This is a genomic window from Thioalkalivibrio sp. ALE12, assembly GCF_000381105.1.
Classification (GTDB): Bacteria; Pseudomonadota; Gammaproteobacteria; order Ectothiorhodospirales; family Ectothiorhodospiraceae; genus Thioalkalivibrio.
The window spans coordinates 215,148-241,982 of the sequence record NZ_KB905906.1 but is presented as its reverse complement, the minus strand read 5'-3'; the positions used below and the strand labels follow the sequence as shown (position 1 = coordinate 241,982).

Sequence of the window (26,835 nt, the reverse complement as noted above, 5' to 3'; positions counted from 1 at the left end):
GTTCTGGAAAAGGCGGCAGAGCATACCGCCGGGCCGGCTGCGCGTCAACCGGGAGCGGGGCGTGGCGGGAATGACAGGGGGGTTCCGGGGCGTCTACTCTAGAAAGAAACAACACCATACAAAGGAGACCACGATGAACCGCTTTCCCCGGACCCTTCAAACCACCTCGGCAACCGCCGCGGGCATGGCCCTCCTGCTGGCCACCCTGCTGGTCGCGAGCCTGGCCTTCATGCCCCAGGCCAAGGCCTTCGAGCCGGAGGCCAAGGTGGTCTATCACGCCGACTTCGCCGACCCGCGCCGCTTCTCCGCGATGCTGACCAGCATCAATAACATGATGACGCACTACCAGAACGAGTTCATCGACGCCGACGTGCGCATCGTGTTCGTGGCCCACGGCATCCGCTTCCTGACCGACGACAATCTCGCCGATACGCCGTTCGAGGCCGACGAGGAGCTGAAGGAAGAGCGCGAGACCCTGCGCGGCCGCCTGATGAGCCTCGCGAGCACCCATGGCGTGCAACTGGAGCTGTGCGAGATCACGCGCTCGCAGATCGGCCTCGACGAGGATCTGATCTACGACCACGTGAATTTCGTCCCCTCGGGCGTGGTGCGCGTGGCCGAACTGCAGAACGAGGAAGGCTTCGCCTACATCAAGATCGAGTGATCGCCGTTCGGCTTGATGCTCACAAGCCCCGCCTCGGCGGGGCTTTTTTGTGTCACCACGAAGATACGAAGGGGATCAAGGGCGTTTGCACCAGAAACCCTGCGAAGAGGGGCAGGATGTGGCGAGCGCGGCGAATCGCATCGTGTCGCTATTGAGTACGTCATCGCGAGGAGCGAAGCGACGCGGCGATCGGGTTGGGAGAGGGTGTACAAGGAACTGTGTAAGTGGTCATTTAGCAGACCTGAGCAAGGAGTATGCGATGACCGATTCGAAGACGATTCCCGATGCTTTGCTGGATGAGCTGCTGAAGGACTATCAGCACCCGAAGGATCTGCTGGGTCAGGGCGGACTGCTCCAGCAGCTGACCCAGCGCCTGGCGGAGCGGGCGCTTGAGGCGGAGATGACGACCCACCTGGGCTATCCGCCGCATGCCCCGGAAGGCCGCGGCAGTGGCAACAGCCGCAACGGCAAGACGCGCAAGCGCGTGCAGGGCGAAGCCGGGGCGTTCGAGATCGAGGTTCCGCGGGATCGTGACAGCAGCTTCGAGCCGCAGCTGATTGCCAAGCGGCAGCGCCGCCTGGAAGGCTTTGACGACAAGGTCATCGCGCTCTATGCGCGGGGCCAGTCCACCCGCGAGATCCAGGCGCAACTGGAAGAGCTCTACGGCGTGGAGGTCTCGCCGACCCTGATCTCCAACGTCACCGAGGCGGTGCGTGAAGAGCTGCAAGCCTGGCAGGAGCGGCCCCTGGCGGCGGTCTACCCCATCCTCTACTTCGACGCCCTGCACGTGAAGTCGCGCGAGCACGGGCCGGTCAAGAACCAGGCCGTCTATCTGGCCCTGGGCATCAACCTGGAAGGCGAGAAGGAGCTGCTGGGACTCTGGGTCGGTCAGGCCGAGGGTGCCTCGTTCTGGCACGCGGTGTTCACCGAGCTCAACAGTCGCGGCGTCCAGGACTGTTTCATCGCCTGCGTGGACGGCCTCAAGGGCCTGCCCGAGGCGATCGAAAGCGTGTTCCCGAACACCCAGGTGCAACTGTGCATCGTTCACAAGGTCCGCGGCAGCCTCAAGTACGTGCCCTGGAAGGAGCGCAAGGCCGTGGCCCGGGATCTGCGCGCCATCTACGGCGCCGCCACCCGCGCCGAGGCCGAGGCCGCGCTCACCCGCTTTGCGGAAACCTGGGACGCCAAATACCCCGCCATCAGCCCCAGCTGGCGCGCCGACTGGCCCCGCCTGTCGGGGTTCTTCGACTATCCGCCGCCGATCCGCCGGGTGGTCTACACCACCAACGCCATCGAGTCGCTCAACTACTCGCTGCGCCGGGTCCTCAAAACCCGCGGGGCATTCCCCAACAACAGCGCCGTGACCAAGGTCCTCTACCTCGCCCTGCGCAACGTCGCCAAGAAATGGACCCGCCCCCTCCACAACTGGCGCCAGGCCCTCAACCAGTTCATCATCCTGTTCCCCGAACGGATGCCGACCTAACCCCACTTACACAGAAAAATTGACACCCTCGGTTGGGACTCCCGCCAGTGTTAGCGAAAAGATTGCCGCGCGACGCTCACAATGCCAGCCCTGTTAATCCAGCCCTTCTCTTCCTGTCTCCCCACCTTCCTGTAAATCGCCCTGGCCCTTCTCCGTGCCCTCTGTGTTCTCCGTGGTGCAATAAGCGGCATTCCGCCTAACCCAGAACCTCCAGTTTGGCGAAGCTGAGCACCAGCCACTTGGAGCCGGCGTGGGCGAAGTTCACCTGTACCCGCGCCGAGTTGCCGGAGCCCTCGAACTGGGTGACCAGGCCCTCGCCGAACTTCGCGTGATGCACACGGGCGCCGATGGCCAGGCCCGCCGCGGAGGCCTCGGCGGCCTGTGCATCCATGGACCCGAAGCCCGCCGTCTTCTGCCGGGCCGCCGCAAAGCGTCCGGCGCCGTAGGGCGAGGCCTGCGGGCGCAGTACCTCCAGCGCGTCCTCCGGGATCTCGTTGATGAAGCGCGAGGCGACGTTGTAGGACTCGCGCCCGTACAACCGACGGGTCTCGGCGTGGATCAGGTACAGCTCCTTCTCGGCGCGGGTCATGCCGACGTAGGCCAGGCGGCGCTCCTCCTCCAGCCGTCCCGGCTCCTCCAGCGAGCGCGCGTTGGGGAACAGGCCCTCCTCCATGCCGGTCAGGAAGACCAGCGGGAACTCCAGGCCCTTGGCGGAGTGCAGGGTCATCATCTGCACCGCGTCCTCGTGCGGGTCGGCCGCGCCCTCGCCGGCCTCCAGCGCCGCGTGGGCGAGGAATTCGGTCAGCGGATTGCCCTCGCCTTCCTCGCTCTCGGCGGTGGATTCCATGTCAAAGGCGCGCGCCGCCCCCACCAGTTCGTCCAGGTTCTCCAGGCGCGCCTCGCCGCGCTCGCCCTTTTCCTTCTTGTAGTGCTCGCGCAGCTGGGCGCGTTCGATCGCCTGCTCCACCTGGTCCGCCAGCGGCTGGCGCGGGAGCTCCTGCTGCAGATCGCGGACCAGCTGCACGAACCCGGCGACCGCGTTGCGCGCGCGCCCGGGCAGGGCGTCGGCATCCACCGCGTGGGCCGCCGCCTGAAGCAGGCTGGTGTCCGCCGCCTGGGCCGCCTGGCGCAGGCCCTCCAGGGTCTTTTCGCCGATCCCGCGCGGCGGCTGGTTGACCACGCGCAGGAACGCGGCGTCGTCATCGCCGTTGCCGGCCAGGCGCAGGTAGGCCAGTGCGTCGCGGATCTCCTGGCGCTCGAAGAAGCGCAGACCGCCGTAGACGCGGTAGGGCATGCGCCGGCCGATGAAGGTCTCTTCCAGCACGCGCGACTGGGCGTTGGAGCGGTAGAGCACGGCGCACTCGCGGTACAGCCCGCCCTCGTCCACATGGCGGGCGATGGTCTCGGCGATAAAGCGCGCCTCTTCCTGCTCGTTCAGCGCGGTGTACAGGCGCACCGGCGCGCCCTCCTTGTCCTCGGTCCACAGCTCCTTGCCGAGGCGGCCGGCGTTGTGGCGGATCAAGGCGTTGGCCGCGTTCAGGATGTTGGCGCTGGAACGGTAGTTCTGCTCCAGGCGCACGACCTGGGTGCCCGGGTAGTCCTGCTGGAAGTGCTGGATGTTCTCGATCTTCGCGCCGCGCCAGCCATAGATGGACTGGTCGTCGTCGCCGACCGCGAACACGGGGCTGTCGCCGGCCAGCAGGCGCAGCCAGGCGTACTGGATATCGTTGGTGTCCTGGAACTCGTCGACCAGCACATGGCGAAAGCGCGTGCGGTAGTGCTCCAGCAGCGCCTTGTTGTCGCGCAGCAGCTCCAGCGAGCGCAGCATCAGCTCGGCGAAGTCCACCACGCCGGCGCGCTCGCAGGCCTGCTGGTAGGTGGTGTAGACGCGCACCCACTGGCGCGCGACGGGGTCGCCGGTATCCGGCAGGTGTTCCGGGCGCGAGCCCTCGTCCTTGCGCGCGTTGATGTACCACTGCGCCTGCTTCGGCGGCCAGCGCGCCTCGTCCAGTTCCAGGCCGCGCAGCACGCGCTTGACCATGCGCAGCTGATCGTCGGAGTCGAGGATCTGGAAGCCCTGCGGCAGTTTCGCCTCCTGCCAGTGCTGGCGCAGCAGCCGGTGCGCCAGGCCGTGGAAGGTGCCGACCCACAGCCCCGTGGCCGGGTGGCCCAGCAGCGCCTCGATGCGCCCGCGCATCTCGGCCGCCGCCTTGTTGGTGAAGGTGACCGCCAGCAGGCTGTGCGGGGCCACGCCCTCCACGCCGATCAGCCAGGCGATGCGGTGCACCAGCACGCGGGTCTTGCCGGAGCCGGCGCCGGCCAGTACCAACAGCGGCTGCGGCGGGGCGGCCACGGCCTCGCGCTGGGCCGGGTTCAGGGAATCAAGCAGGGGGGAGACATCCATGCGCGAATGGTAGGGAAACCCGGCCGGAATCGCACGTTCCACATGCGGGCCGTGTGCCTTCGGCCGGGCAAACGCGCTACTCTCGAAGTCAGCCCGCGTCGAAGCGCCAGGGTGCCTGCAAGGAACCTCGCACGCCGACGGAGTCACAAGGGTAGTCGCATCAGGAATGGGAAGACCGCGAATGAACGAGATGCCATCCCGGCACCGGCTGGACAGCCCCGTCTCCGGCCAGGAACTGCACCCCGACAATCTGGCCTTTGCCGAGGGTCTGCTGGAGCGCTACCGCGAGGACCCCGATTCGGTCCCGCCCGCCTGGGCCGACTATTTTCGCTCGCTGGAAGGTGTGTCGCGGCCGGAACGCCGCCGGCGTTCGACCGACCGTCCGGACCTGGCGCACGAACAACTGCAGATCCGGGTGCTGCAGTTCATCAACGCCTACCGCTATCTCGGGCACTTCGGCGCCCGCCTCGACCCGCTGGAACGCGAGTCCCCCGAGCCGCCGCGCGAGCTGAGCCGCGAGCATCACGGGCTGGACCAGGTCGGCCCGGACATCACCTTCGATCCGGGTTCCCTGTTTATCGAGGGGCGCGTCTCGCTCGATACCATCGAGCGGGTCCTGAAGGAGACCTACTGCGCCAGTATCGGCGCGGAATACATGCACCTGATGGCCACCGACGAGAAGCGCTGGCTGCAGGAACGCCTGGAGTCCGCGCATGGCCGGTTCGGCTTCGACGACGAGACGCGCCTGGCCATCCTCGAGCGTCTCACCGCGGCCGAGGGTCTGGAGCGCTACCTGCACCGGCGCTATGTCGGACAGAAGCGTTTCTCGCTGGAGGGCGCGGAGAGCCTGATCCCGCTGCTGAATGCCCTGGTTCAGCGCGGCGGCGCGCGTGGGCTGCACGAACTCGTGGTCGGCATGGCCCATCGCGGGCGCCTGAACGTGCTGGTCAACCTGTTCGGCAAGTCGCCGGAAGAACTGGCCAACGAATTCGAGGGCCGGCCGCGTGACGATCGCGGTACCGGGGACGTGAAGTACCACATGGGGTTCTCGTCGGATCTGGATACCCCGGGCGGGCCGGTTCACCTGGCGCTCGCCTTCAATCCGTCGCATCTGGAGATCGTCACCCCGGTAGTCGAGGGCTCAGTGCGCGCGCGCCAGGTCCGCGTTGGCGATCGCAAGGGCAACCGCGTGATGCCGGTGGTGATCCATGGCGATGCCGCGTTCGCCGGGCAGGGCGTGGTCATGGAGACCCTGAACATGTCCCAGACCCGGGGGTTCTCCACCAAGGGCACCGTGCACGTGGTGGTAAACAACCAGATTGGGTTCACGACATCGACCCTGAAAGACGCACGTTCGACCCATTACGCGACCGATGTGGCCAAGATGGTGAATGCACCCATCCTGCACGTGAACGGCGACGACCCCGAGGCCGTGGTGTTTGTCACCCAGATCGCGCTGGACTACCGCATGCGCTTCGGCAAGGACGTGGTGATCGACCTGGTCTGCTATCGCCGCCAGGGGCACAACGAAGCCGACGAACCGGCCGCCACTCAGCCGCGCATGTACCACCGCATCCGCGAGCTGCCGACCACCCGCGAGCGCTACGCCACGCGCCTGATCCGCGACGGCCTGACCACCGAAGAGGCCCAGGATCAGGCCCTGGAGGACTACCGCGGCCGGCTGGATGCCGGACAGCCGGTGGCGCTGTCGCTGCTGCGCGAGCGCAATGGCCATACCGGGTCTTCGACCAACTGGGGCCCCTACGTGAACCAGACCTGGGACCAGGACGTGGAGACCGGTGCGCCCGCCGAGCGTCTGGCGCGCACCCTGGAGCAGCTGTCCACGCCGCCGGAGGGCTTTCGCCCGAACGACCGCGTGCAGAAGATCCTGGAGGCCCGCGTCGCCATGGCGCGGGGCGAACAGCCGCTCGACTGGGGCGCGGCCGAGACCCTGGCCTATGGGGCGCTGATCCAGGATGGCTACCGTATCCGTCTGTCCGGACAGGACTCCAGCCGGGGCACCTTCTTCCACCGCCATGCGGTGCTGCACGACCAGGAGACCGGGAAGGCCATCGTGCCGCTGCGGCGTCTGGACCCGGACCATCCGCGCTTCCTGGTAATCGACTCGCTGCTCTCCGAGGAGGGCGTGCTGGCCTTCGAATATGGTTACGCCACCGCCGCCCCGGAGGCCCTGGTGATCTGGGAGGCGCAGTTCGGCGACTTCGTGAACGGCGCCCAGGTGGTAATCGACCAGTTCATCTCCTCCGGGGAGCAGAAATGGGGCCGCCTGTCCGGTCTGACCCTGCTGCTGCCGCACGGCTACGAGGGGCAGGGTCCGGAACACTCCTCGGCGCGCCCGGAGCGCTTCCTGCAGCTCGCGGCGCAGGAGAATATGCAGGTCTGCGTGCCGACCACGCCAGCGCAGATGTTCCACCTGCTGCGCCGCCAGATGCTGCGCCCCTACCGCAAGCCGCTCATCGTGATGACGCCGAAGAGCCTGCTGCGACACAAGGACGCGGTCTCCGACCTCGATGCCCTGGCCAGCGGCCAGTACCAGACGGTCATCGACGACGCCGGCATTGACGACCCGAACCGGGTGAAGCGCGTCCTGCTCACCAGCGGCCGCATCTTCTACGACCTGGCCGCCCGCCAGGCCGAGGGCGAGCACGCGGACACGGCCATCCTGCGCCTGGAACAGTGCTACCCCTTCCCCGAGGCACGCCTGACCGAGCTGCTGGGCCGCTACCCGGAGGCGGACGAGTTCGTCTGGGTCCAGGACGAGCCGGAGAACCAGGGGTATCTGGAGTTCGTCGCGCCGCGCATCAACCCGCTGCTGGCGGTACGCGGCCAGACCCTGCACGCGGTGGCGCGGCCCCCGGCCGCGGCCCCTGCCGTCGGCTACCCCGAGGTGCACAAGGCCCAGCTGAAGGATCTGCTCGAACGTGCGTTCGGGCCCATCAGCTCGCGGGACACGCCGCACCCGACGCCCTGAATCTTCGAAACTGACGTACAGCACAAGGAAGCGAGATGGCAACCGATCGCACCCCGATCCAGGTCCCGGAACTCCCCGAATCGGTCGCCGACGCGACCGTAATCGCCCTGCACAAAAAGGCCGGGGACCCCGTCAAGCGCGATGAACTCATTGCCGAGCTGGAGACCGACAAGGTGGTCCTCGAGGTGTCGGCGCCTGGCCCCGGCACCCTGGTGGAGCTGTCCGCCAGCGAGGGCGACGTGGTCAAGGCCGATGCCGTGCTGGGCTATATCGGCTCGGCCGAGTCTGCGCCGGCAGACACGGAAGACGAAGCCAGTGACGAACCGGCACCGGCGAAGTCCGCAGATTCTCCAGAGCCCGCCGGCTCCGCGGCGACCGCCGACGCTGGAGGGAAAGGCGATGACGCGCAGCCCGCTGCCGAGTCCGCAGCGTCCGGTACGGGCGCGGATGATGCCGGCAGTGCGCCGCCGCCCTCTCCCTCCGTTCGGCGCTTGTTGCAGGAGGCCGGGCTCAGTGCCGGGGAGGTCGAGGGCACTGGGGAAGATGGGCGCATCCAGCGCGAGGATGTGGAGCGCGTTCGTGACCAGCGGGCCGCGGGTTCCGGGACCCGTACGGGTGCGCAGGCGGAAGACTCCGGTTCGGCCGCCCGCACTGCGCAACGCCCGACCGAGCCGACGGACCGTGCCGAACGCATCGAGCGCGTGCCCATGACGCGGCTGCGTGCGCGCATCGCCGAGCGCCTGCTGGAGGCCAAGCAATCCACCGCGATGCTGACCACCTTCAACGAGATCGACATGTCCGCGGCGATGGCCCTGCGCGGGCGCTACAAGGAGACCTTCGAGAAGCGCCATTCCATCAAGCTCGGCTTCATGGGCCTGTTCGTGGCCGCGGCCACGCGGGCGCTGGAGCGCTTCCCGGTGATCAATGCCGCGCTGGACGGCGAGGAGATTGTCTACCATCACTACAGCGACATCGGGATCGCGGTGTCGTCACCGCGCGGGCTGGTCGTACCGGTGCTGCGCGATACCGGCAACGCCAGCGTCGCCGACATCGAGCGCCGCATCCGCGACTTCGCCGAGCGTGCCCGCGACGGCAAGCTGGATATCGACGAGCTGCGCGGGGGCACCTTCACCATCACCAACGGCGGTGTGTTTGGCTCGCTGTTCTCGACGCCCATCCTGAACCCGCCGCAAAGCGCGATCCTGGGCATGCACGCGATCAAGGAGCGCCCCGTTGCGGTGGACGGCGAGGTGGTGATCCGGCCGATGATGTACGTAGCTCTATCCTACGATCACCGTCTGGTGGATGGCGCCGATGCGGTGCAGTTCCTGGTCGCCATCAAGGACGCCATCGAGGACCCGGCGCGCCTGCTCCTCGACGTCTGACCCCGGGCGCCGGACCGCTCCCCGTAGGAGGCCAGCCCTCTGGCCGATGGGGCGTTGGACAGGTCCCCATCGGCCAGAGGGCTGGCCTCCTACTGTCTGCAGCGACACGGCCCATGCATGAACGGGCGACGCTGCCTGTGGGGTTCAGGTGCGATCGACGGGGCGACGGTACGGGCCAGGGCGCAGGCCGAATAGCAGCATGGCGGCGCCAACCAGGCCGAGCGGCCAGGCCGGCCAGGCCAGGCCGAGCCAGGTGGACACGTCGAGCTGGGTGGCCAGCCCCGCCAAGGCGAGCAGTCCCGCGCCCCCCCAGGCCTCGTGGCGCCGACGGTTCTGGCGGCGCAGGCCTTCCTCCAGGTCACGGATCTGCTGGCGCAGAGCGGCGTCGCGCTCGGCGCGCTGCTCTTCGACCGTCAGGGCCTTTTCCAGGTGCATGGGCATCTCGGGCAGCTGGGCAAGCAGGCGCGGCAGGTGCTGCTGCGCATTGCGGATGAACGCGCGCACGCCCATGCGTTCGTGCATCCACTTCTCGATGAATGGCTTGGCGGTGGTCCACAGGTCCAGCTGCGGGTACAGCTGGCGGCCCAGACCCTCAATGTTCAGCAGGGTCTTCTGCAACAACACCAGCTGTGGCTGGACCTCCATGTTGAAGCGCCGCGCGGTCTGGAACAGGCGCAGCAGGACCTGGCCGAACGAGATCTCGTCCAGTGGGCGCTGGAAGATCGGCTCGCAGACGGTGCGGATGGCCGCTTCGAACTCGTCCACGCGGGTGTCTTTCGGCACCCAGCCGGACTCCACGTGCAGTTCGGCCACGCGGCGGTAGTCGCGGTTGAAGAAGGCGTGGAAGTTTTCCGCCAGATAGCGCTGGTCGGAGTCCAGCAGCGAGCCGACGATGCCGAAGTCCACCGCCAGGTAGGTCGGGTCGTCCGGGTGGGTGGCATCGACGAAGATGTTGCCCGGGTGCATGTCGGCGTGGAAGAAGTTGTGCTGAAACACCTGGGTGAAGAAGATCTCCACCCCGCGCTCGGCCAGCAGCTTCAAGTCCACGTTGCGCTCGCGCAGCGCGGCGATGTCGGCCACCGGGATGCCGCCGATGCGCTCCATCACCAGCACGCTGCGGCGCGTGTAGTCCCAGATGATCTCCGGGATGTACAGCAGGTGGCTGTCCTCGAAGTTGCGGTGGATCGCGGCGGCGTTCGCGCCCTCGCGGATCAGGTCCAGCTCGTCGGTGACGGTCTTTTCGTATTCGTCCACCACCTCGCGCGGGCGCAGGCGCTTGGCCTCGGACCAGTAGCGATCGGCCAGGTCCGCGATCAGGTGCATCACCTCGAGATCGGCGCGGATGGTCTTGAGGATGCCGGGGCGCACGACCTTGACCACGACCTCGCGCCCGTCCTGCAGCGTGGCCGCGTGTACCTGGGCGATGGAGGCCGAGGCGATCGGCGTGTCCTCGAACGTGGCGAAGGCGATCTCGATCGGACGCTCGAGTTCGGACTCTATCAGCGCGCGCGCCTGCTCGAACGGGAACGGGGGCACCCGGTCCTGCAACCGGGCCAGCTCCACCGCGATGTCGTCCGGCAGCAGGTCACGCCGGGTGGACAGCATCTGCCCGAACTTGATGAAGATAGGCCCCAGGTCCTCCAGTGCGCGGCGGATGCGCTCGCCGCGCGTACCTTCGGTACGGCGAAACCAGTTCCAGGGCGCGAGGTAGAGCAGGAAGCTGAGCGGGCGCAGCGGCTTCAACGTAAACAGGATGACGTCCAGGCGATAGCGCACCAGGACCCGCGCAATGGTCCACAGCCGCAGGCCCCGGTACAGCGCGCGGCGCATCAGGACTGCCGGTCGTCAGGTGCGGAGGGCTGTGCCTCCAGACGGCGCAGCCGGGCATCTAGGCGGGCGACCCCGTCACGCAGGTCGGCGACGTCCTCGGCAAAGGCCTCGAAGGCCCCGCCGGCCGGCAGCCACTCGAGCTCGTCGCGCAGATAGTCGGCGGTATCCTCGGCGGAGCGGCGGCCGAGGTGGCGCAGGCTGCCGCGGGCCTGATCGAGCAGGTGGCGCAGCGGTCCGGCGGCCCCGGCGCCGGCAAAGCGCTCGAACAGCCCCTCCCAGTCGATTCCGGAATCCCGCAGCGCATGCTGCAGATCGGAGAGCACGGTGGCGTCACCGGTGATGGTCAGCCCGGAACGGTCGTCGCGGGCCAGCGCTGCGGCCAGCGACAGGGGCGAGCCCGCCAGCTGCACATCCACCGGCTCCTCGACACCGCCGATGACCTGCAGTCGGTCGGCGGCCCCGACCAGCGAAAGGGCCAGCCCCGGGGGCTCGATCACGATGGCGATTGCGCGCCCGGCCAGGCGCGCCCGGTCCTTCTCCGGCGCGCTCGCCAGGTGTTCGTTCAGCGTGGCCTCGATCAGGGCCGTGAACGGACTGGGCAGAGCGAAGGGTTCGGCCATGAAAACGTTACAGTTTTGTGCCGCGATGCAGCGCGACGATGCCGCCGGTCAGGTTGTCGTACTCGACCCTCTCCAGGCCGGCGTCGCGCATCATCCCGGCCAGGGTCTCCTGATCCGGGTGCATGCGGATGGACTCCGCCAGGTAGCGGTAGCTGTCCGCATCGTTGGCGACCAGCTTGCCCATCAGCGGCAGCATCTTGAACGAATAGACATCGTAGAGCGGGCGCAGCGGCGCCATCGGCTGCGAGAACTCCAGCACCAGCACGCGCCCGCCCGGCTTGATCACCCGGCGCATCTCGGCCAGTGCGCGTTCCTTGCGGGTCACGTTGCGCAGGCCGAAGGCGATGGTTACGCGGTCGAAGTAGTCATCCGGATAGGGCAACTGTTCGGCGTCCGCCTGCACGAAGTCGAGGTTGCCCACATGGCCCTCGTCCAGCATGCGGTCGCGCCCGGCCTCCAGCATCGAGGCGTTGATGTCGCAGACCACGATCTGCCCCTTCGGCCCGACACGTGGGGCGAAGGCCCCGGCCAGGTCCCCGGTGCCCCCGGCCAGGTCGAGGATCTTCATGCCCGGGCGCACCCCGGTGCGCTCCAGGGTGTAGCGCTTCCAGATGCGATGGATGCCCATCGACATCAGGTCGTTCATCACGTCGTAGCGCGATGCGACCGAATGGAAGACCTCGCCGACCCGCGAGGCCTTCTCGGACTCGGGTACGGTCTGGTAGCCGAAGTGGGTCTTGCCGGGTTCTTCTTTCATCAAGCTGCCGTTGTCAGTGCGTCTTGCGCTCGTGGCCGGCCTCTTTCAGCCGATCCAGATAATCCTGCCACAGACTTTCCTGCTCCGTGCCGAGCTTGTGCAGATAGTCCCAGTCGTAGATGCCGGTGTCGTGACCATCGGAGAACACCAGCTTCACCGCGTAGTTGCCGACCGGCTCGATCGCGGTGATGTTCACGTCCTCCTTGTCCACCTGCAGCACCTCCTGGCCCGGCCCGTGCCCGCGCACCTCGGCCGAGGGCGAGTACACGCGCAGGAACTCGCAGGGCAGCTCGAAATGCGAACCGTCGGAGTAAGTCAACTCCAGGATGCGCGACTTCTGATGCAGCTGGATATCGGTGGGTCGGTGCGTACTGCTCATGCAGCCTCCAGAATCCTCGGTCCGGGCGAGCCCGGAAAGATCGTGCGTGACCGCCCGCAGCGGCCACCATCAACAGGCTGCGAGGATACCAGCCCTGCAGACCGGCGTGGCATCTCCCCGCGCATCAAAGGCCTGCCGCCCGGCAGGAGGGATCGCGCGGGCGATCCGGAACTCCGTGCGACAACGCTACTCGGCGTCGCGGCCCCGCTCGGGGACCGGGGGCGGCGTGGCGCGGGAGGACACGCTGAGGGCGGTGACGGTGACCAGGATCAGGGCCATGCCGATGATCTGAACCAGTGCCAGGCTTTCGTGCAGGATCACCACGCCGAACAGCGTGGCGGTGACCGGTTCGATCATCGCGACGATCGAGGCAACGGCGGGGGCCGTAGTCCGCAGGCCATTGATGTAGAACGCGAACGACAGCCCGGCACCGAAGATGCCGAGGGCCAGGAACAGCGGCCAGTCGGAGGTGCTCAGGACCTCCACCATCTGGGTATTGTCGCCCGGCAGCATCAGCAGGATGACCAGCACACCGAAGGCAATCGTCAGGATCGCTTGCGGGCTGCCGTGCTGCCCGGCGTATTTGAAGCCGAAGATGAAGATCGCGTAGGACAGGCCCGCCAGCAGGCCGGCACCGGCGCCGATCAGGGTCACATTGCCCGCTCCGGTGTCGTAGATCTGGGTCAGCAGCACGATGCCGACCATGACCATCGCGATGGCCACCAGCTTGAGCGTGGTCGGGGATTCCAGCCGCAGGGCGAAGGAGATGATGTAGACGAACACCGGGGCGCAGTACATCAACGTGGCGGCGACCGCCACACTGCCATGCGCGATGCTGAGGAAGTAGAACGCGAAGTTGCCGGCCACGCCCAGCCCGGCCACGGCCGACCAGAACCACATCTTGCCGCTGCCCAGCCCGCTGCCACCGGGACGCCAGGCGAGCCAGATCAGCACGAACAGCAGGCCGATGGCACCGCGGTAGAACGAGACCACGAAGGCGTCCCAGCCCTCGGCCATCAGGATGCCGCCGATCCCGCCGGACAACCCCCAGAAGAAAGCCGCCAGCACCACGAGTCCAACACCGAGGCCCATCAATCACTCCCTTTGATCGCTGGATGTAACGGGCCGTAGTCGGTGACTCGACGTGGCCAGCAATGGCGGGTATTCGGCCACGGGAGCGACCGGGCCGGCCTTCGAAACAAGCGTCACATCTTACAGGGAGGCCCGACACGGTTGGAAAGACCCGGCGCCGAACGTCGGCTCCGGTGGAATGCCCCGCATCCGACCGGTCGCTGGGGCCGGCCTTCCGGCACAAGGGCATTTTTTGCGCCCGCAGTGGTCTCATACAGTATGAATGGACGAGCACCCTCGCTCGCCCCGATCGTCAGCAGGTCTCCCCGATGTCCGAACGCTCCCCTCCGATTGCCTGGACCCCGGCAGTTTTCTTCGTACTGACCAACCTGGCCGCCGTCACGCTGGTGCCGTGGTGGTGGTTCACCCAGGGTTTCAGCGGCGCGGCCTGGCTGTTCTTCGGGCTGTTCCTGGTGCTGAGCGGGCTGGGCGTCACGGTCGGTTATCACCGGCTGTGGGCGCACCGCACCCTCAAGGCGCGTGGGCCTCTGCGCGTTCTGCTGGCATTGAGTGGCGCCCTGGCGCTGCAGAACAGCATCTACAACTGGGGCGCGCGGCATCGCGTGCATCATCGCTACGTGGATGACGTGGACCGCGATCCGCATTCGATCAAGCGCGGTTTCTGGCACGCCCACATGGGCTGGATGCTGCGCAACTGGCCCACCAGCGAGCCCGACTATTCGCGCGTGAAGGACCTGGCGAAGGACCCGGTGGTAATGTGGCAGCACCGTCATTACTGGACGCTCGCATGGGGGCTGAACCTGGGCCTGCCGCTGCTGCTGGGGCTGGCGTTCGGCGATGTGGTCGGCATGCTGCTGCTGGCCGGCGTGCTGCGCCTGGTGCTCAGCCACCACTTCACGTTCTTCATAAACTCCCTGGCGCACTGGTGGGGCCGGCGCCCCTACAGCGACGAGAACACCGCCGTGGACAACGGCCTGGTCGCCCTGCTCACCTGGGGCGAGGGGTACCACAACTTCCACCACGCCTTTCAGGCGGACTACCGCAACGGGGTGCGCTGGTGGCAGTACGACCCCTCGAAATGGCTGATCAACCTTTTTGCCTGGACGGGACTGGTGTATGACCGGCGCTGGACGCCGCGATTCAAGATCCTGCGCGCGCGGCTGCACACCGAGTTTCGCCGGCTGCTCAACGCCGACACAGCGGGCGCAATCCACGACAACTGGCGCGCGACCCTGGAGCGCGAGTACCAGCGCTTCCGTGAAATCGTGAACCAGTGGCAGGAGGTCCACGCGCGCAACATGCGGGCCGGGCGCGAGGTCCTGAACGACCGCTGGCTGCGCACGGAACTGCACACCCAGTTCAAGGAGCTGGAGTATCGCCTCAAGATGCAGCGCCGCCGCCTGCGCGCTCTGTCCGCCTCACGCCGTACCGCCTCTGCATGAGCGCGGGCGCCGGATGACGCGGCCGAACGCCTTCCGATTCAATCAGCACCCCAGCTTGGAAGCAACCCGATCGGCCACCTTGCCGCGGACCACGACCTCGTCGGCGCCCGCCTGGCGCGCGGCCTTGAGCATGGCCCCTTCCACGTGCGGGCCAAAGGCCAGGATCGTTGCGTCCGGGTAGCGCTCGCGCCAGCTCGATACCGCTTCCACGCCACGGCTGCCGAGATCGACCACCACCAGGTCAGGCGCCTCCGGTGTCTGGCTGGAGGTGACCACGGCGCCGGCCGAACGCCAGCGCGACTCCAGCCGTACGCGGGTCATCAGATCCGGGGTGTCGAGGTTAATCTGCATGAGGTCTCCCGAGGGGGTCGGCTGGTGGAAGGGGTCGCGCTTTACGGAGACTTGGCCGGACACGGGCAGCCTTGCCCGTAGGATCGCTTCAGCGCTGTCTCGTGGCACACACTCTAAACTATCGGGATCGTCACTTTGCCGACCCCGACTAGCCAGCGATTGGCCCCGACAGCAACGGAGAACGGATACATATGGCCCTGAGCGAATTCGAGCGCAAGCGGATTGAAAAAGTGATGGAGGGGTTCATGGAAAGGCGCCGACCGCCCGCCCATGTTCGAGACCGTCTGGACCTTGTCTGGCGTCTCGAAGGCCAAAGCGTGGTGCTGTACGAAGTGCGCCCGCTGATGGATGCTCCCACAAGGGTCATGGAACACCCGGTGTTCAAGGCCACGTTCGTGCGCAAATCGGGCCGTTGGAAACTCTATTGGCAACGGGCAGACCTGAAGTGGCACGGCTACGACCCACACCCGGAACTGGCCTCGCTGGAGGATGTGCTGAGTGTGGTGGAGAAAGACGAGTACGCCTGCTTTTTCGGATAGGGGAACACGGATGCACGAGTTTTCGTTGATGGCCGACCTGATGCGCAAGATCGAGCAGGTGGCGGCGGATAACAACGCCGAGCGGGTCACCCGGGTGCGGGTCTGGCTGGGCGCGCTGTCGCACATCACGCCGGAGCATTTTCGCGAGCACTTCGAGGATGGCACCCGCGGCACGCTGGCCGAGGGCGCCGAGCTGGAGGTGGAGACCTCCGACGACGAGACCCACCCCGAGGCGCAACAGATCCTGCTGCGGAGCCTGGACGTGGCGTGAACACGCCCGCGACACTTAGCCCGGCGCGGGAGCGCTGGCGCCTGGTCGTCACCGGCCGGGTGCAGGGCGTGGGATTTCGCCCATTCGTCGCGGCGCTGGCAAAACGGCTGGCGCTGGCCGGCACGGTCGGCAACACGCCCGAGGGCGTGGTGATCCAGGTCGAGGGGGACGCGGCTCGCCTGGATGCGTTTCGTTCGGCACTGGCGCAAGAGGCGCCGGTGGCCGCACGTGTCAATGACATCTCTGTCAGCCCCGTAACCCCCACCGGCGCAGCCGGCTTCCGGCTCACTACGGGGCCGAACCGAGGCGGCGCCCCGGCCCTGGCCCCGGACCGCGCCCCCTGTCCCGACTGCCTGGCCGAGATCCGCGACCCGACGGCGCGGCGCTACCGCTACCCGTTCACCGCCTGCACGGCCTGCGGCCCGCGCTGGAGCATTGCCACGGCGCTGCCTTGGGATCGTGCCGGCACCACCCTTCATGACTTCCCGCTGTGCCCGGCCTGTCGTGCGGAGTTCGAGAACCCGGGGGATCGGCGCTTCCATGCCGAGGCGATGGCCTGCCCGGACTGCGGGCCCCGGCTCCTGCTGCGCGCGCCGGACGGCACCGAACAGGCCACCGGGGATGCGGCACTGGAGGCCGCTGTGGCGGCCCTGCGCGCGGGGCAGATCCTGGCCCTGAAGGGCGCGGGCGGGTTCCAGTTGCTGGCGGACGCCACCCGCGAGGAGGCCATCGCCCGCCTGCGAGCGCGCAAGCAGCGCCCGGAAAAGCCGCTGGCGGTGTTGCTGCCGGACGGCGACTGGCTGGATTGTCTGGCCCACGTATCCGATGCGGAAAGGGGCCTGCTGGATGCCCCGGAGGCTCCGATCGTGCTGGTGGATCGCAAGATTGATGCGCCGCTGGCCGGGAACATCGCCCCCGGGCTGAACCGTCTCGGGCTGATGCGGGCGGCCACGCCCCTGCACCAGCTGCTGCTGGACGCACTCGCGATCCCGCTGGTCTGCACCTCCGGCAACCGCAGCGGCGAACCGCTTTGTATTGATAGCGAGGAGGCGGTGGCTCGGCTGGGCGGGATCGCGGATGCCATCCTCGACCACGACCGGCCGATTGCGCGGCCGCTGGACGACAGCGTGTTCCAGATCGCGGCCGGGCAGCCGCAGTGCCTGCGCGTGGGACGGGGAGCCATGCCCCTGCGCATCCCGCTGCCGCAGCCCGGCCTGGTCACGCTGGCGCTGGGCGGCCACCTCAAGGCGGCACCGGCGCTGGCCCTGAACCGCGAGGTCGTGGTCGGCGCCCACGTCGGCGACCTCGACAGCGATCCGGCCCTGCGCCGCCTCGACAGCGAGGCCCGCGCGCTGGCCGGGCTCTGCGGCGTGCAGACCGAGCGCATCACCTGCGACCGACACCCGGACTATGCCTCTACCACACTCGCCGAGCGCCCGGGCGTGCCGGTCTTCCCCGTGCAGCACCACCACGCCCATGCCGCGGCCTGTCTGGCCGAGCACGGGGTGCAGGACCCGGTCCTGGCGCTGGTCTGGGACGGCGCGGGGCTGGGTACGGACGGGACGCTCTGGGGGGGCGAGTGCCTGACCGTGGACGCCGACGGTGACTGGCAGCGTGCGGGCCATCTGCGCCCGTTCCGACTGCCGGGGGGCGAGGCCGCGATCCGCGAGCCGCGACGCGCACTGCTGGGGCTGCTGCATGCACACTTCGCGGGCGATACGGCGGCCCTGGCGGCCAGCCCGGCCCGGGCGCTGTTTAGCGATGCCGAGTGGGCACCCCTGCTCCGCGCCCTGGATCGCGGGGTCAATGCGCCCTGGACCAGCAGCGTCGGGCGGCTGTTCGATGCGGTGGCAGCCCTGACCGGGCTGCGCACCGGTGCCGGCTTCGAGGGGCAGGCCGCGATGCTGGTGCAGCAGGCAGCAGAGGCCGCGCCGGGCGTGGTGGATGCCCCGGATCTCGAGCTGGAGAACGCGATGCCCTGGCAGGCGGACTGGGGCCCGCTGATCACCGCCCTGCTGGCGGCGCAGGCGGGCGGTGCCACCCCCGGGGCGATCGCCGCGCGGCTGCATAGCGCACTGGCGCGGTTCGCGGTGGCGGCCGCCCGGACGGGCGAACGCGAGACCGTGGCATTGACCGGCGGATGCTTCCAGAATCGGGGACTGCTGCAACAATGCGTGGACGCCCTGCAAACCGCCGGCTTCCGCCCGTTGTGGCCGCAGCACATACCGCCGAACGACGGCGGGCTGGCGCTCGGTCAGGCGGTGATCGCGCGCCGGGCCGCTGTGCCAACGAACGGAGACTGAGCCGATGTGCCTTGCCATCCCCGGTCGTATCGACAGCGTGGAAGGTGACGACCCGCTGTTCCGCCAGGCGCGCGTGGCCTTCGGCGGCGTCACCCGCACGGTCTCGCTGGCCTGCACGCCGGAGGCCGGGCCGGGCGACTACGTGCTGGTACATGCCGGCATCGCGATCGCCACCATCGACGAGGCCGCGGCCGAACGCACCCTGGCCGCACTGCGCGAGATCCCCGAGCACGAGCCGCCCGCGCCGGAGGGCCCGTGAGGCACCTCGACGAATACCGCGACCCGGCGCTGATCCTGCGCCAGGCGGAGGCGATCCGCGCGGCCTGCACCCGGCGCTGGACCCTGATGGAGGTCTGCGGCGGCCAGACCCACGCGATCCTGCGCCACGGGCTGGACGACCTGCTGGCGGGCTCGGTCGAGCTGCTCCACGGGCCCGGCTGCCCGGTCTGCGTGACCCCGACCGAGACTCTGGACCAGGCCGTGCTGCTGACCCGCCGCCGGGAGGTGATGCTGTGTACCTTCGGCGACATGCTGCGCGTCCCCGGCGCACTGGGCGACCTGAACGCCGCGCGCGCGGCCGGCGGCGATGTGCGCGTGATCTACTCGCCGCTGGATGCGGTCGCCCTGGCGCGCGAACACCCGCAGCGCGAGGTGGTGCTGCTGGCGGTGGGCTTCGAGACCACCGCCCCGGCCGCCGCGATCGCGGTACTGCAGGCCGAGGCCCTGGGGCTGCCCAACCTGTCGCTGCTGGTCTCGCACTCGCTGGTACCCCCAGCGATGGAGGCTCTGCTGACGGATCCGGACCACCGTATCCAGGGGTTCCTGGCCGCCGGGCATGTCTGCACCGTGGAGGGGGCGGCGGCCTATCAGGCAATCGCCGAGCATTTCCGGGTGCCCATCGTGGTGACGGGTTTCGAGCCGGTGGACCTGCTGGCCGGCATCCGGGCCTGCGTGGAACAACTGGAACGCGGCGAGGCCCGGGTCGAGAACCGCTATGACCGGGCCGCCCGCGACGACGGCAACGCGGCCGCGCGCGATGCGGTCAGCCGCGTGTTCGAGCCGGTCGAACGTGAGTGGCGCGGCATGGGCCGCCTGCCCGCCAGCGGGCTGGGTCTGCGCCCGGCCTATGCCCGCTTCGATGCGGTCGCGCGTTTCGGGATCACGGCCCCCGCGACCGGTGCGGACGGGCCCTGCATCGCCGGCGAGGTGCTGCGCGGGCTGCGCCGACCGACCGATTGCCCCGCCTTCGGCCGCGAGTGCACCCCGGACACTCCGCTGGGCGCGCCGATGGTGTCCTCCGAGGGGGCCTGTGCCGCCTATCTGCACTACCGGGGCGGGGCATGACCACGGAGGTGGTCCGCCTCGCGCATGGCGGTGGGGGCCGCCTGCAGGCCAAGCTGCTGGACGAGGTGATCCTGTCGGCGCTGGGCACGTCCGCTCGCGGCGCCCCCGATGCGGCCGTGCTCGACGCACCGGACGGACGCCTGGCCATGACCACCGACAGCTTCGTGGTGCGCCCCCTGTTCTTCCCTGGCGGCGACATTGGCCGCCTCGCGGTGCACGGTACGGTCAATGACCTGGCGATGGCCGGGGCGCGGCCGCTGTGGCTGACGCTGGGGCTGATCCTCGAGGAGGGGCTGCCCCTGGAGGACCTGCGGCGCATCCTCGCCTCCGTAAGCGCGGCCGCCGAAGAATGCGGCGTCCGGGTGGTGGCCGGCGATACCAAGGTGGTCGAGGCCGGGTGCGGCGACGGGGCCTACCTGAATACCAGCGGGGTGGGCATCGTGCCGGAGGGGGTGCGGATCGCACCGGACGCGATCCGGCCCGGTGACATGCTGCTGGCCAGCGGTGACCTGGGCCGGCATGGCGTCGCCATCCTGGCCGCGCGCGAGGGACTGGGGCTGGACCCGCCGATCCCCAGCGACAGCGCCCCGGTCGCCGGGGCGGTGGCCGCGCTGCTGGCAGCCGATGTGCCCGTGCATGCCCTGCGCGACCCCACCCGCGGCGGCACGGTGGCCGCGCTGCAGGAACTGGCCCACGCCTCCGGCTGCCGCCTGGTTCTGGACGATGGGGCCATCCCGGTGCGCGCGGACGTGCGCGGGGCCTGCGAGATCCTCGGTCTGGACCCGCTGCACAGCGCTTCGGAGGGCCGCTTCCTGGCTGCTGTGCCGGAACCCGCGGCCGAACAGGCACTGGGCGTGCTGCGGTCACGACCGGAGACGGCCGGTGCCGTTGCGATCGGCCAGGCCAAGGCGGGCGAGCCCGAGGTCATCCGACGCCTCGCGACCGGCGTGGAACGCCGGGTGATCCTGCCCGCCGGCGAGCAGTTGCCCCGCATCTGCTGAGTCGCTGTTTGCAGCGCCTGCCGAGGGACCACGGAAACCGCCCGATGGAGTGCTCACGACGACACGGGATCACGCGCATGACGGCGGCGGCCGCCGGGCGTTATGGTGATCCCCCCGGTTCAATCAGGAGGAACCCCCGATGTCGATGCGCCCGTTGATTCCCGCAGTCCTCACGCTCGCCAGCAGCCCCGCTCTGGCCCACCCGGGGCACGGCCATGGCGAAGGGTTCTCGTTGCTTCACTTCCTGAGCGCTCCGGAACACGCGTGGCCGCTGGGCCTGGGCCTTCTGGCCATGGCGATCATCGTGGGGCTGTTTGCCCGACAGTGGCACCGCAAGCGCCCGCGGCGCTGAGCTCAGGGCGGAGAGGACGCGCCCTTCGCCGGCCACCAGTAACGCTGTTCGTAATCCCGGTCGCGATCGCGGACCGGCACCGGGGCGAAGCCCATGGCGGCGAAGAAACCGGCGGCGGAGGCCTGGGCCTTGACCAGCACCCCGGCGACACCGGCCTCCCTCGCGGCGGCGCGACTGGCCTCGACCAGTTGCCGCCCCACCCCCTGCCCGCGCGCGGCGCGCCCGACATAGAGGCCGTGGAGCAGAAGGCCATCCGGTATACCCTCCGGCAGTTCTTGGGCCCCCGCCGCCTCCCAGGCCGCGACGCCGACCACGTCGCCTGCGCACTCCAGCACGACCATGTCGAGGAACATCCGGTCGGCCTCGGTGTAGCGGTAGGCCGGCAGGGCCAGGCGGCGCACGCGTTCGGGCAACGGCCAGTCCTCAATCGCCTCGGCGACGAGGCGGTTGATGGCATCGAGATCCTCTGGGCGCGCGGCACGGGCAGTCAAGGTGGTAAGGGAGGTTGTGGTTTCGGGCATCGGTCATCAGGTTTGTCGGCACGGTTCCTGCTCGGACCTTTTGCGCAACGCGAAGTGCCAAACGCATGGAGCCACGAGGCCCTTCACGACAACGAAACCCCCGATCGGGGATAATCCGCGCCGCACCGAAAGGAGACGACCCCGCACCATGACGGAACTGAAGAAGGCGATCGAGCACCAGCGCGAGTACCTCGAGAACAAGCTGCAGGAGCCTCTGGCCAACATCGCCCGTCGGCTGTCCGCGGTCTGGCCGCGCCGCGAGGACCTGGACTCGATTCTGGAAGAGGCGATCCGCCAGATCCCTGAGGCCACGTTCGTCTATGCCCTGAATACCCGGGGCATCCAGCTCTCCGACAACATCTCGCGCAGCGGCGTACTGCCGGAGCATTTCGGGCGCGACCGGTCACAACGCCCGTACATGAAGGAGGTCGTGCCGGCGACGGGCTTTCTGCTTTCGGATGCCTACATCAGCCTGCTCGGACGGCGGCCCTCGCTGACCGCGCTGCAGCTGGTTCGCGACAGCGACGGGAACGCACTGGGCTTCCTGGGCGCCGATTTCGACCTGCGCAACCTGCCCGACTTTTCCGAGGACCTGTACGAAGAACCGAACGAGTGGCGGCAGATCAAGGGCGATCCGTCCATCCGCGGCACGCTGTTCCTGCAGAGCCGTACCGAGAGCCTGATGGACCAGAACATGGATACGGCCCTGGCCATCATCGAGGAACTGTTCACCGAGCGCGGGGTGTTCCAGGGGGTATTCCACTTCTCCAGTTCACGCGCCACGCTGTGGACCACCGAGGACCCGTACCGCTACCGCATCCTGACCCACGAATCCCTCGGCGATCCCGACGTTTGCCTGGCGTTTCCGCACGAGCCGTACCCCGAGGAGGCACTGATCCCGAAGGACGAGGTCGGCCGGGTACTGGAGGGGCTGAAGGCCTTGCGCTACGCGGACGAGACCATCTACCTGCGCTCCGCCTCCATCAACCTGTTCAACGGCATGGTCAGCCTGACCTTCTCCTGTGACGGCTCGCACTACATGACCTGGGACGAGTTCCTCGGCCGCTCCATCGAGTTCTGGATCGGCGCCACCGGGTAAAGGGTCCCGGCCCGGGCTGTCGCGGGCCGCCCATCTCGGTCATCATGGGTACAGGATCACCGGGGCTACATGCCTATGGAAACCGGATACGCCAGGGAGACAGGTGGCCGCGCCGAGCAGCAGGATGCGGTGACCGTGCTGCACGGTCCCGACGGGCAAACTGCGTTGCTGCTGGTGGCCGATGGCATGGGCGGCCACGAGGGCGGGGCGCAAGCGTCGCAGACGGCCGTGGCGACGGCCGAACGCCTGTGGAATCGCTGCGCGGGGCGGACCGCGGATGGCCCTGCCCTGCTGGAGAGCCTGTTCCTCGAGACCCATGCGGCCCTGCTGGAACAAGGCGGCGCCGATCCGGCCCAGCGCCCCGGAACCACGCTGGTGGCCCTGTACGTTACGCCGGACTCGGCCTGCTGGGCCCATTGCGGCGACAGCCGCCTGTATCACATCGACGGCGACCGCCTGCAGGGCCGCACGCGCGACCACACACGGGTGCAGCAGCTGGTCGACCAGGGGGTGATCCGCGAGGCGGAGATGGCCACGCACCCGGAGCAGAATCGCTTGCTGCAGGGTCTGGGCGTGGTCGATCCCATACAGGTCGACCATGACGCGGCGCCCGTGACCGCCCAGACCCGCTTCCTGCTGTGTTCCGACGGCTTCTGGGAACAGTTCGCGCCGGACGCGATCGTCGAACTGCTGGACCATCCCGATCTGGGCACCGCGACCACCGAGGCGGCCCGCGAGGCGGCGCGGCGCGCCGGGCCCGGCGGCGACAACGTGGCGCTCGCCACCTGGCGGGCGGCGCGACCCCGTGGCCGATTCTGGCGCCGGCACCTGAAGGCCCGTATCCAGCCGACGCTGGCGCTGTTGCTGCTGCTCGCCGCGGCGCTGGCGATCCTGCTGTGGCCGCTGGACTGATGCCGATCGTATACTCCGGGCGCCGCACCGCGCCCGAACCGAAGATCTTGCCATGACGCAGTTCCGCACCCTGCCTTTACGCCTCGTTCTGCTCGCCGCACTGGCCGGGCTGCTGCCCGGTTGCGCGCAGTTGCAGGGGGTATTCAACCCGGATGCGGAGGCCGAGGAAGAAACGGCGTTTGCGGAACCCCCCGCGCCCGAACCGGCAGCGGAAGAGCCGGAGATCGAACGTCTCGAGATCGCCGAGATCGTGCAGCTCCTGCAGCGCGGCGAGATGGACCGGGCACAGGTCGCGCTCGACCGGATCCTCGCGGACGAGCCGCGGAACCACGCCGCCCGTCATCTGCGCGAGCAGCTTTCCGGGGATCCGCGGGCCATGCTCGGCGAGGCGCATTTCGAGCACACGGTGGAACCCGGTGAGACCCTGGCCCGACTGGCCCGCGAACACCTGGGGGATGCCAACCGCTTCGTGATCCTCGCGCGGTACAACGACCTCGAGCGCCCGGACCGATTGCTGGTCGGGCAGCGGCTGCGCATCCCCCGAGACGCATCGGATCTGCCACGCGGCACCAGCGACCTGGACGATCAGCTGACCGCGCTGGATCCGGATGCCGCCCCCGGGGTGGGCGAGGACGGCCTGCGCCGGGCCCTTGAGGCCGATCTGGCTGCGGAGCGTTACGGCGCGGCCCTGGAGGTCGTGGAGCGGGCCCGGCAGCGCCCCGAGGCGGAGACGCAGTGGGCCGACTGGCTGGAGCCCCTGGCGCGCGAGGCCAAAACGGGCTACTGGTACCAGCGCGGTCTGGAGGCCCGGTCAGCCGGGGACACCGCGGAGGCGCTCGAGGCCTTCGGCGAGGTGCTCGCGCGGGACCCGCAGCATTCCGGCGCCCGCCAGCACCACGCCGAACTGGAGCAACAGCGCAAGGAGGCCCTCCATGCAGAGGCCATCGTGCGCTACCGCAACCAGGACCTGGATACCGCGATCGCGCTGTGGGACGAGGCGCTGGCCATCGACCCCGAGTTCGAGGCGGCCCGCGGGTACCGGCTGCGCGCGCTGGAACTGCAGCGCCGGCTGGACGCCCTCGACGGTTAAGGAAACACTGATCCCTGTACACGCTCGCGCTCGAGTCGCTTTTGCGTGCGTTTAATGCGCGGTGACCGCCATGCAGTCATTCTGCACAAGGGAACCGCAACTCCGTTCGCGACCCGTTTTTGATAGCAACGGGGGGCCGAGCCCCTTCGGGGTTGGTACCCCAGGTTTTCCGATTCTGCGTTGCGCCCCAAATCCATCCAAAACGGGCCGGTAGAACCACTAGCCACTGCGCGACGCGCCTGGTCTCGGAAAACCTGGGGTGCCAACGCGAGCGCGTACAGGGATCAGTGTTTCCTTAGTCGGTTCCGGTCCGTCTCGGGGCCGCCTCGGACGGCAGATCCTCGGGGGCCAGTTCCTGGGTCCGGTCCCCGGCAGATGCTGCGTGGCCGGTGCCGGGTTCGCTCACCCCGTCCGTGCGCCGCTTCATGCGCGCCTCCAGCGAATCCGCCATCGCGTTGTAGGCACTGAAGACACGTTCGAAGTCATCCCGACGCCGGGCCCGGATGCGCGTGTCCAGCCGTCCCTGACCGATCTGGTCCAGGGCCCCGCGCAGGCGGTCCAGGGGTTCCTGCAGGCGCCGGGCCAGGACGTAGGCCCCCAGCAGCACCGCGAGCAACGTGACCAGGGTGAGCATCAGCAGGGCCATGAACGTGGCCTCGTTGGCCGCACGCAGCGACCCGGTGGACAACCCGACCTGGAGCTGGCCGATGTGGTGATCCTGGTAGCGCACCGGGGCCTCGAACAGGAACAGCTCCCCGCCATCCGGCCCGGCCACGGACCACACGGCCTGGCCGTCGCGGCGCTGGAGGAGATGCTCCTCGGGCGGCGGCTGATACGGCTGGCCCATGGCCTCGGGATCGCTGCTGGCCACCACCCGTCCGCGATGGTCCGCCACGCTCAGCAGGGCGATCTCGCGGTTGGCCTGCATGTCGCGCAGGCGGCCCTGGACCGCGATGGTGTCCTCCAGCAGCAGGTCCTCGGCGCTCTCCACCGAGATGATCTGGGCGAGCGTGGAGCCATAGTCGAAGGCCAGGTCGGTCATCACCGCATTCTGCTTCTGGTGGACCAGGGCCCCGCCGACGACCAGCGTGACCGCGACCAGGACCCCCATCACCGCCGCCCAGCGCAACCGCAACGGGACGATGCGGCGGCCCGCCCCGGCCCGCTCACGTTCGCTGCGTTGCTCTTCGATGCGTTCGAGGTCCACCAGCAGTTCGCCCGCCGACTGATAGCGCTGGTCCGGGTCTTTCGCCAGCAGGCGCAATACCAACTCGACCAGTTCCTGCGGGCAGTCGCGCACGATGACTCGGGCTGACGGTACGGGGTCCCGGACCACCCGGGTCAGCAGCGTCTCGACATCGTGGCCACGAAACGGCGTGGCGCCGGTCAGGAGTTCGTACAGCACCACGCCGACCGAATACAGGTCGGCCCGCGCATCGGTGGGCTGGCCGCGCACCTGCTCCGGGGCCATGTAGTGTGGGGAACCGGCGACATAGCCATCATCGTCGGCCCGCCAGTCGGGATCGCTGAGGGTGCGGGCGATGCCGAAGTCCATCACCTTGATATTGGCCGTGGCGCTGGTGACGATGATGTTTTCCGGCTTGATATCCCGGTGCACCACACCATGCCGGTGCGCGTAATCGAGCGCTTCCACCAGCTGGATGGCGATCTTCAGGACATTGCGCAGCAGCAACGGACGGAACTGGTCGGCAAATTCCGCGAGCGTGATTCCGTCCAGCAGCTCCATCGCGATGAACGGCTGGTGATCCGACTCGCCGACATCGAAGATGGTAACGATACCCGGGTGGGTCAGCGTGCCGGCCGCGCGGGCCTCGGCCAGGAAGCGCCGGCGATACTCGGGGCGGCAGGCGTAGTCGGGCTGCAGGGATTTGATGGCCAGCGGCCGGCGGATGTCCGGGTCGTAACCACGATGGATCACGGCCATCGCACCGCGGCCGATCTCCTCGCCGACCCCGTAGCGCCCGATCCGCTGCATGGGGGAGC

The 26,835-nt window shown here is 68.7% G+C and carries 24 protein-coding genes; 15 read left to right on the top strand and 9 right to left on the bottom strand.

The features are described 5' to 3' along the window. Positions 1 to 133 precede the first annotated feature (133 nt). Complete coding sequence (locus F614_RS0104430; protein WP_018878209.1) at positions 134 to 664, top strand: DsrE family protein; 531 nt, start codon at positions 134 to 136, stop codon at positions 662 to 664. Between the two features lie 259 nt (positions 665 to 923). Then, the gene (locus F614_RS0104425) at positions 924 to 2,147 is read left to right on the top strand and encodes an IS256 family transposase (RefSeq protein ID WP_019558355.1); all 1,224 of its coding nucleotides are present in this window, start codon (positions 924 to 926) and stop codon (positions 2,145 to 2,147) included. Between the two features lie 196 nt (positions 2,148 to 2,343). On the opposite strand, the gene uvrD is transcribed toward F614_RS0104425, so the two are convergent. Next, on the bottom strand, positions 2,344 to 4,551 hold the full coding sequence (uvrD, locus tag F614_RS0104420) for a DNA helicase II (RefSeq protein ID WP_026280364.1): 2,208 nt from the start codon (positions 4,549 to 4,551) through the stop codon (positions 2,344 to 2,346). A gap of 181 nt (positions 4,552 to 4,732) precedes the next feature. Between uvrD and F614_RS0104415 the strand changes: the two genes are divergently transcribed. Together F614_RS0104415 and odhB are read left to right on the top strand one after the other, a co-directional pair. Further along, positions 4,733 to 7,543 carry a 2-oxoglutarate dehydrogenase E1 component gene (locus F614_RS0104415; protein WP_018879298.1) on the top strand — a complete coding sequence of 937 codons (2,811 nt, stop codon included), beginning with the start codon at positions 4,733 to 4,735 and terminating at the stop codon, positions 7,541 to 7,543. A gap of 35 nt (positions 7,544 to 7,578) precedes the next feature. Beyond that, on the top strand, positions 7,579 to 8,928 hold the full coding sequence (gene odhB / locus F614_RS0104410; protein WP_019558354.1) for a 2-oxoglutarate dehydrogenase complex dihydrolipoyllysine-residue succinyltransferase: 1,350 nt from the start codon (positions 7,579 to 7,581) through the stop codon (positions 8,926 to 8,928). A gap of 144 nt (positions 8,929 to 9,072) precedes the next feature. Here odhB and ubiB read toward each other — a convergent pair whose 3' ends face one another. The 5 genes from ubiB to F614_RS0104385 form a co-directional block, all read right to left on the bottom strand. Continuing rightward, positions 9,073 to 10,758: a ubiquinone biosynthesis regulatory protein kinase UbiB gene (gene ubiB, locus F614_RS0104405; protein ID WP_018878213.1), complete on the bottom strand. Its 1,686-nt coding sequence runs from the start codon at positions 10,756 to 10,758 to the stop codon at positions 9,073 to 9,075. Further along, entirely contained in the window at positions 10,758 to 11,378 is a 621-nt protein-coding gene (locus F614_RS0104400) for an SCP2 domain-containing protein (protein WP_018878214.1), read from the bottom strand. Before F614_RS0104400 ends, ubiB begins: the two co-directional genes overlap by 1 nt. 7 nt (positions 11,379 to 11,385) lie before the next feature. After that, the gene (ubiE, locus tag F614_RS0104395; protein ID WP_018867569.1) at positions 11,386 to 12,135 is read right to left on the bottom strand and encodes a bifunctional demethylmenaquinone methyltransferase/2-methoxy-6-polyprenyl-1,4-benzoquinol methylase UbiE; all 750 of its coding nucleotides are present in this window, start codon (positions 12,133 to 12,135) and stop codon (positions 11,386 to 11,388) included. A gap of 13 nt (positions 12,136 to 12,148) precedes the next feature. Then, the gene (locus F614_RS0104390; protein ID WP_018867570.1) at positions 12,149 to 12,514 is read right to left on the bottom strand and encodes a gamma-butyrobetaine hydroxylase-like domain-containing protein; all 366 of its coding nucleotides are present in this window, start codon (positions 12,512 to 12,514) and stop codon (positions 12,149 to 12,151) included. A gap of 186 nt (positions 12,515 to 12,700) precedes the next feature. After that, positions 12,701 to 13,606 carry a DMT family transporter gene (locus tag F614_RS0104385; RefSeq protein WP_018878216.1) on the bottom strand — a complete coding sequence of 302 codons (906 nt, stop codon included), beginning with the start codon at positions 13,604 to 13,606 and terminating at the stop codon, positions 12,701 to 12,703. 308 nt (positions 13,607 to 13,914) lie between these two features. Between F614_RS0104385 and F614_RS0104380 the strand changes: the two genes are divergently transcribed. Next, positions 13,915 to 15,048 carry an acyl-CoA desaturase gene (locus F614_RS0104380; RefSeq protein ID WP_018867572.1) on the top strand — a complete coding sequence of 378 codons (1,134 nt, stop codon included), beginning with the start codon at positions 13,915 to 13,917 and terminating at the stop codon, positions 15,046 to 15,048. Between the two features lie 42 nt (positions 15,049 to 15,090). On the opposite strand, the gene F614_RS0104375 is transcribed toward F614_RS0104380, so the two are convergent. Continuing rightward, on the bottom strand, positions 15,091 to 15,399 hold the full coding sequence (locus tag F614_RS0104375; protein ID WP_018867573.1) for a response regulator transcription factor: 309 nt from the start codon (positions 15,397 to 15,399) through the stop codon (positions 15,091 to 15,093). Positions 15,400 to 15,590: 191 nt separating this feature from the next. On the opposite strand from F614_RS0104375, the gene F614_RS0104370 reads away from it, so the two are divergent. From F614_RS0104370 to F614_RS0104340, 7 genes are all read left to right on the top strand, one after another. Continuing rightward, positions 15,591 to 15,938 carry a DUF3024 domain-containing protein gene (locus tag F614_RS0104370; RefSeq protein WP_018877025.1) on the top strand — a complete coding sequence of 116 codons (348 nt, stop codon included), beginning with the start codon at positions 15,591 to 15,593 and terminating at the stop codon, positions 15,936 to 15,938. Between the two features lie 10 nt (positions 15,939 to 15,948). Then, the gene (locus tag F614_RS0104365; RefSeq protein WP_018863238.1) at positions 15,949 to 16,209 is read left to right on the top strand and encodes a hydrogenase maturation nickel metallochaperone HypA; all 261 of its coding nucleotides are present in this window, start codon (positions 15,949 to 15,951) and stop codon (positions 16,207 to 16,209) included. After that, positions 16,206 to 18,512, top strand: a complete 2,307-nt coding sequence (gene hypF, locus F614_RS0104360; protein ID WP_019558353.1) for a carbamoyltransferase HypF — start codon at positions 16,206 to 16,208, stop codon at positions 18,510 to 18,512. Before F614_RS0104365 ends, hypF begins: the two co-directional genes overlap by 4 nt. Before the next feature lie 4 nt (positions 18,513 to 18,516). Further along, positions 18,517 to 18,771 carry a HypC/HybG/HupF family hydrogenase formation chaperone gene (locus tag F614_RS0104355; protein WP_018877027.1) on the top strand — a complete coding sequence of 85 codons (255 nt, stop codon included), beginning with the start codon at positions 18,517 to 18,519 and terminating at the stop codon, positions 18,769 to 18,771. Continuing rightward, entirely contained in the window at positions 18,768 to 19,856 is a 1,089-nt protein-coding gene (gene hypD / locus F614_RS0104350; RefSeq protein ID WP_019558352.1) for a hydrogenase formation protein HypD, read from the top strand. The genes F614_RS0104355 and hypD overlap by 4 nt, the downstream gene beginning before the upstream one ends. Continuing rightward, positions 19,853 to 20,857 (top strand): hydrogenase expression/formation protein HypE, encoded by a 1,005-nt coding sequence (gene hypE, locus F614_RS0104345; RefSeq protein WP_019558351.1) that lies wholly within the window; start codon positions 19,853 to 19,855, stop codon positions 20,855 to 20,857. Before hypD ends, hypE begins: the two co-directional genes overlap by 4 nt. A gap of 139 nt (positions 20,858 to 20,996) precedes the next feature. Beyond that, a complete protein-coding gene (locus F614_RS0104340) occupies positions 20,997 to 21,209 on the top strand; it encodes a hypothetical protein (RefSeq protein WP_018867579.1) in 213 nt (70 codons plus the stop codon). Between the two features lie 2 nt (positions 21,210 to 21,211). Here the strand turns inward: F614_RS0104340 and F614_RS0104335 are convergent, their stop codons facing one another. Further along, positions 21,212 to 21,730: a GNAT family N-acetyltransferase gene (locus tag F614_RS0104335; protein WP_018879292.1), complete on the bottom strand. Its 519-nt coding sequence runs from the start codon at positions 21,728 to 21,730 to the stop codon at positions 21,212 to 21,214. 148 nt (positions 21,731 to 21,878) lie between these two features. Between F614_RS0104335 and F614_RS0104330 the strand changes: the two genes are divergently transcribed. From F614_RS0104330 to F614_RS0104320, 3 genes are all read left to right on the top strand, one after another. Next, the gene (locus F614_RS0104330) at positions 21,879 to 22,829 is read left to right on the top strand and encodes a PDC sensor domain-containing protein (RefSeq protein ID WP_018867581.1); all 951 of its coding nucleotides are present in this window, start codon (positions 21,879 to 21,881) and stop codon (positions 22,827 to 22,829) included. Between the two features lie 75 nt (positions 22,830 to 22,904). Beyond that, a complete protein-coding gene (locus tag F614_RS0104325; RefSeq protein WP_019558350.1) occupies positions 22,905 to 23,741 on the top strand; it encodes a PP2C family serine/threonine-protein phosphatase in 837 nt (278 codons plus the stop codon). Between the two features lie 52 nt (positions 23,742 to 23,793). Continuing rightward, on the top strand, positions 23,794 to 24,831 hold the full coding sequence (locus F614_RS0104320) for a LysM peptidoglycan-binding domain-containing protein (RefSeq protein ID WP_019558349.1): 1,038 nt from the start codon (positions 23,794 to 23,796) through the stop codon (positions 24,829 to 24,831). Between the two features lie 295 nt (positions 24,832 to 25,126). On the opposite strand, the gene F614_RS0104315 is transcribed toward F614_RS0104320, so the two are convergent. Next, positions 25,127 to 26,827, bottom strand: coding sequence for a serine/threonine-protein kinase (locus tag F614_RS0104315; protein ID WP_018878225.1), 1,701 nt, complete (start codon positions 26,825 to 26,827; stop codon positions 25,127 to 25,129). Between the last annotated feature and the right edge of the window lie 8 nt (positions 26,828 to 26,835).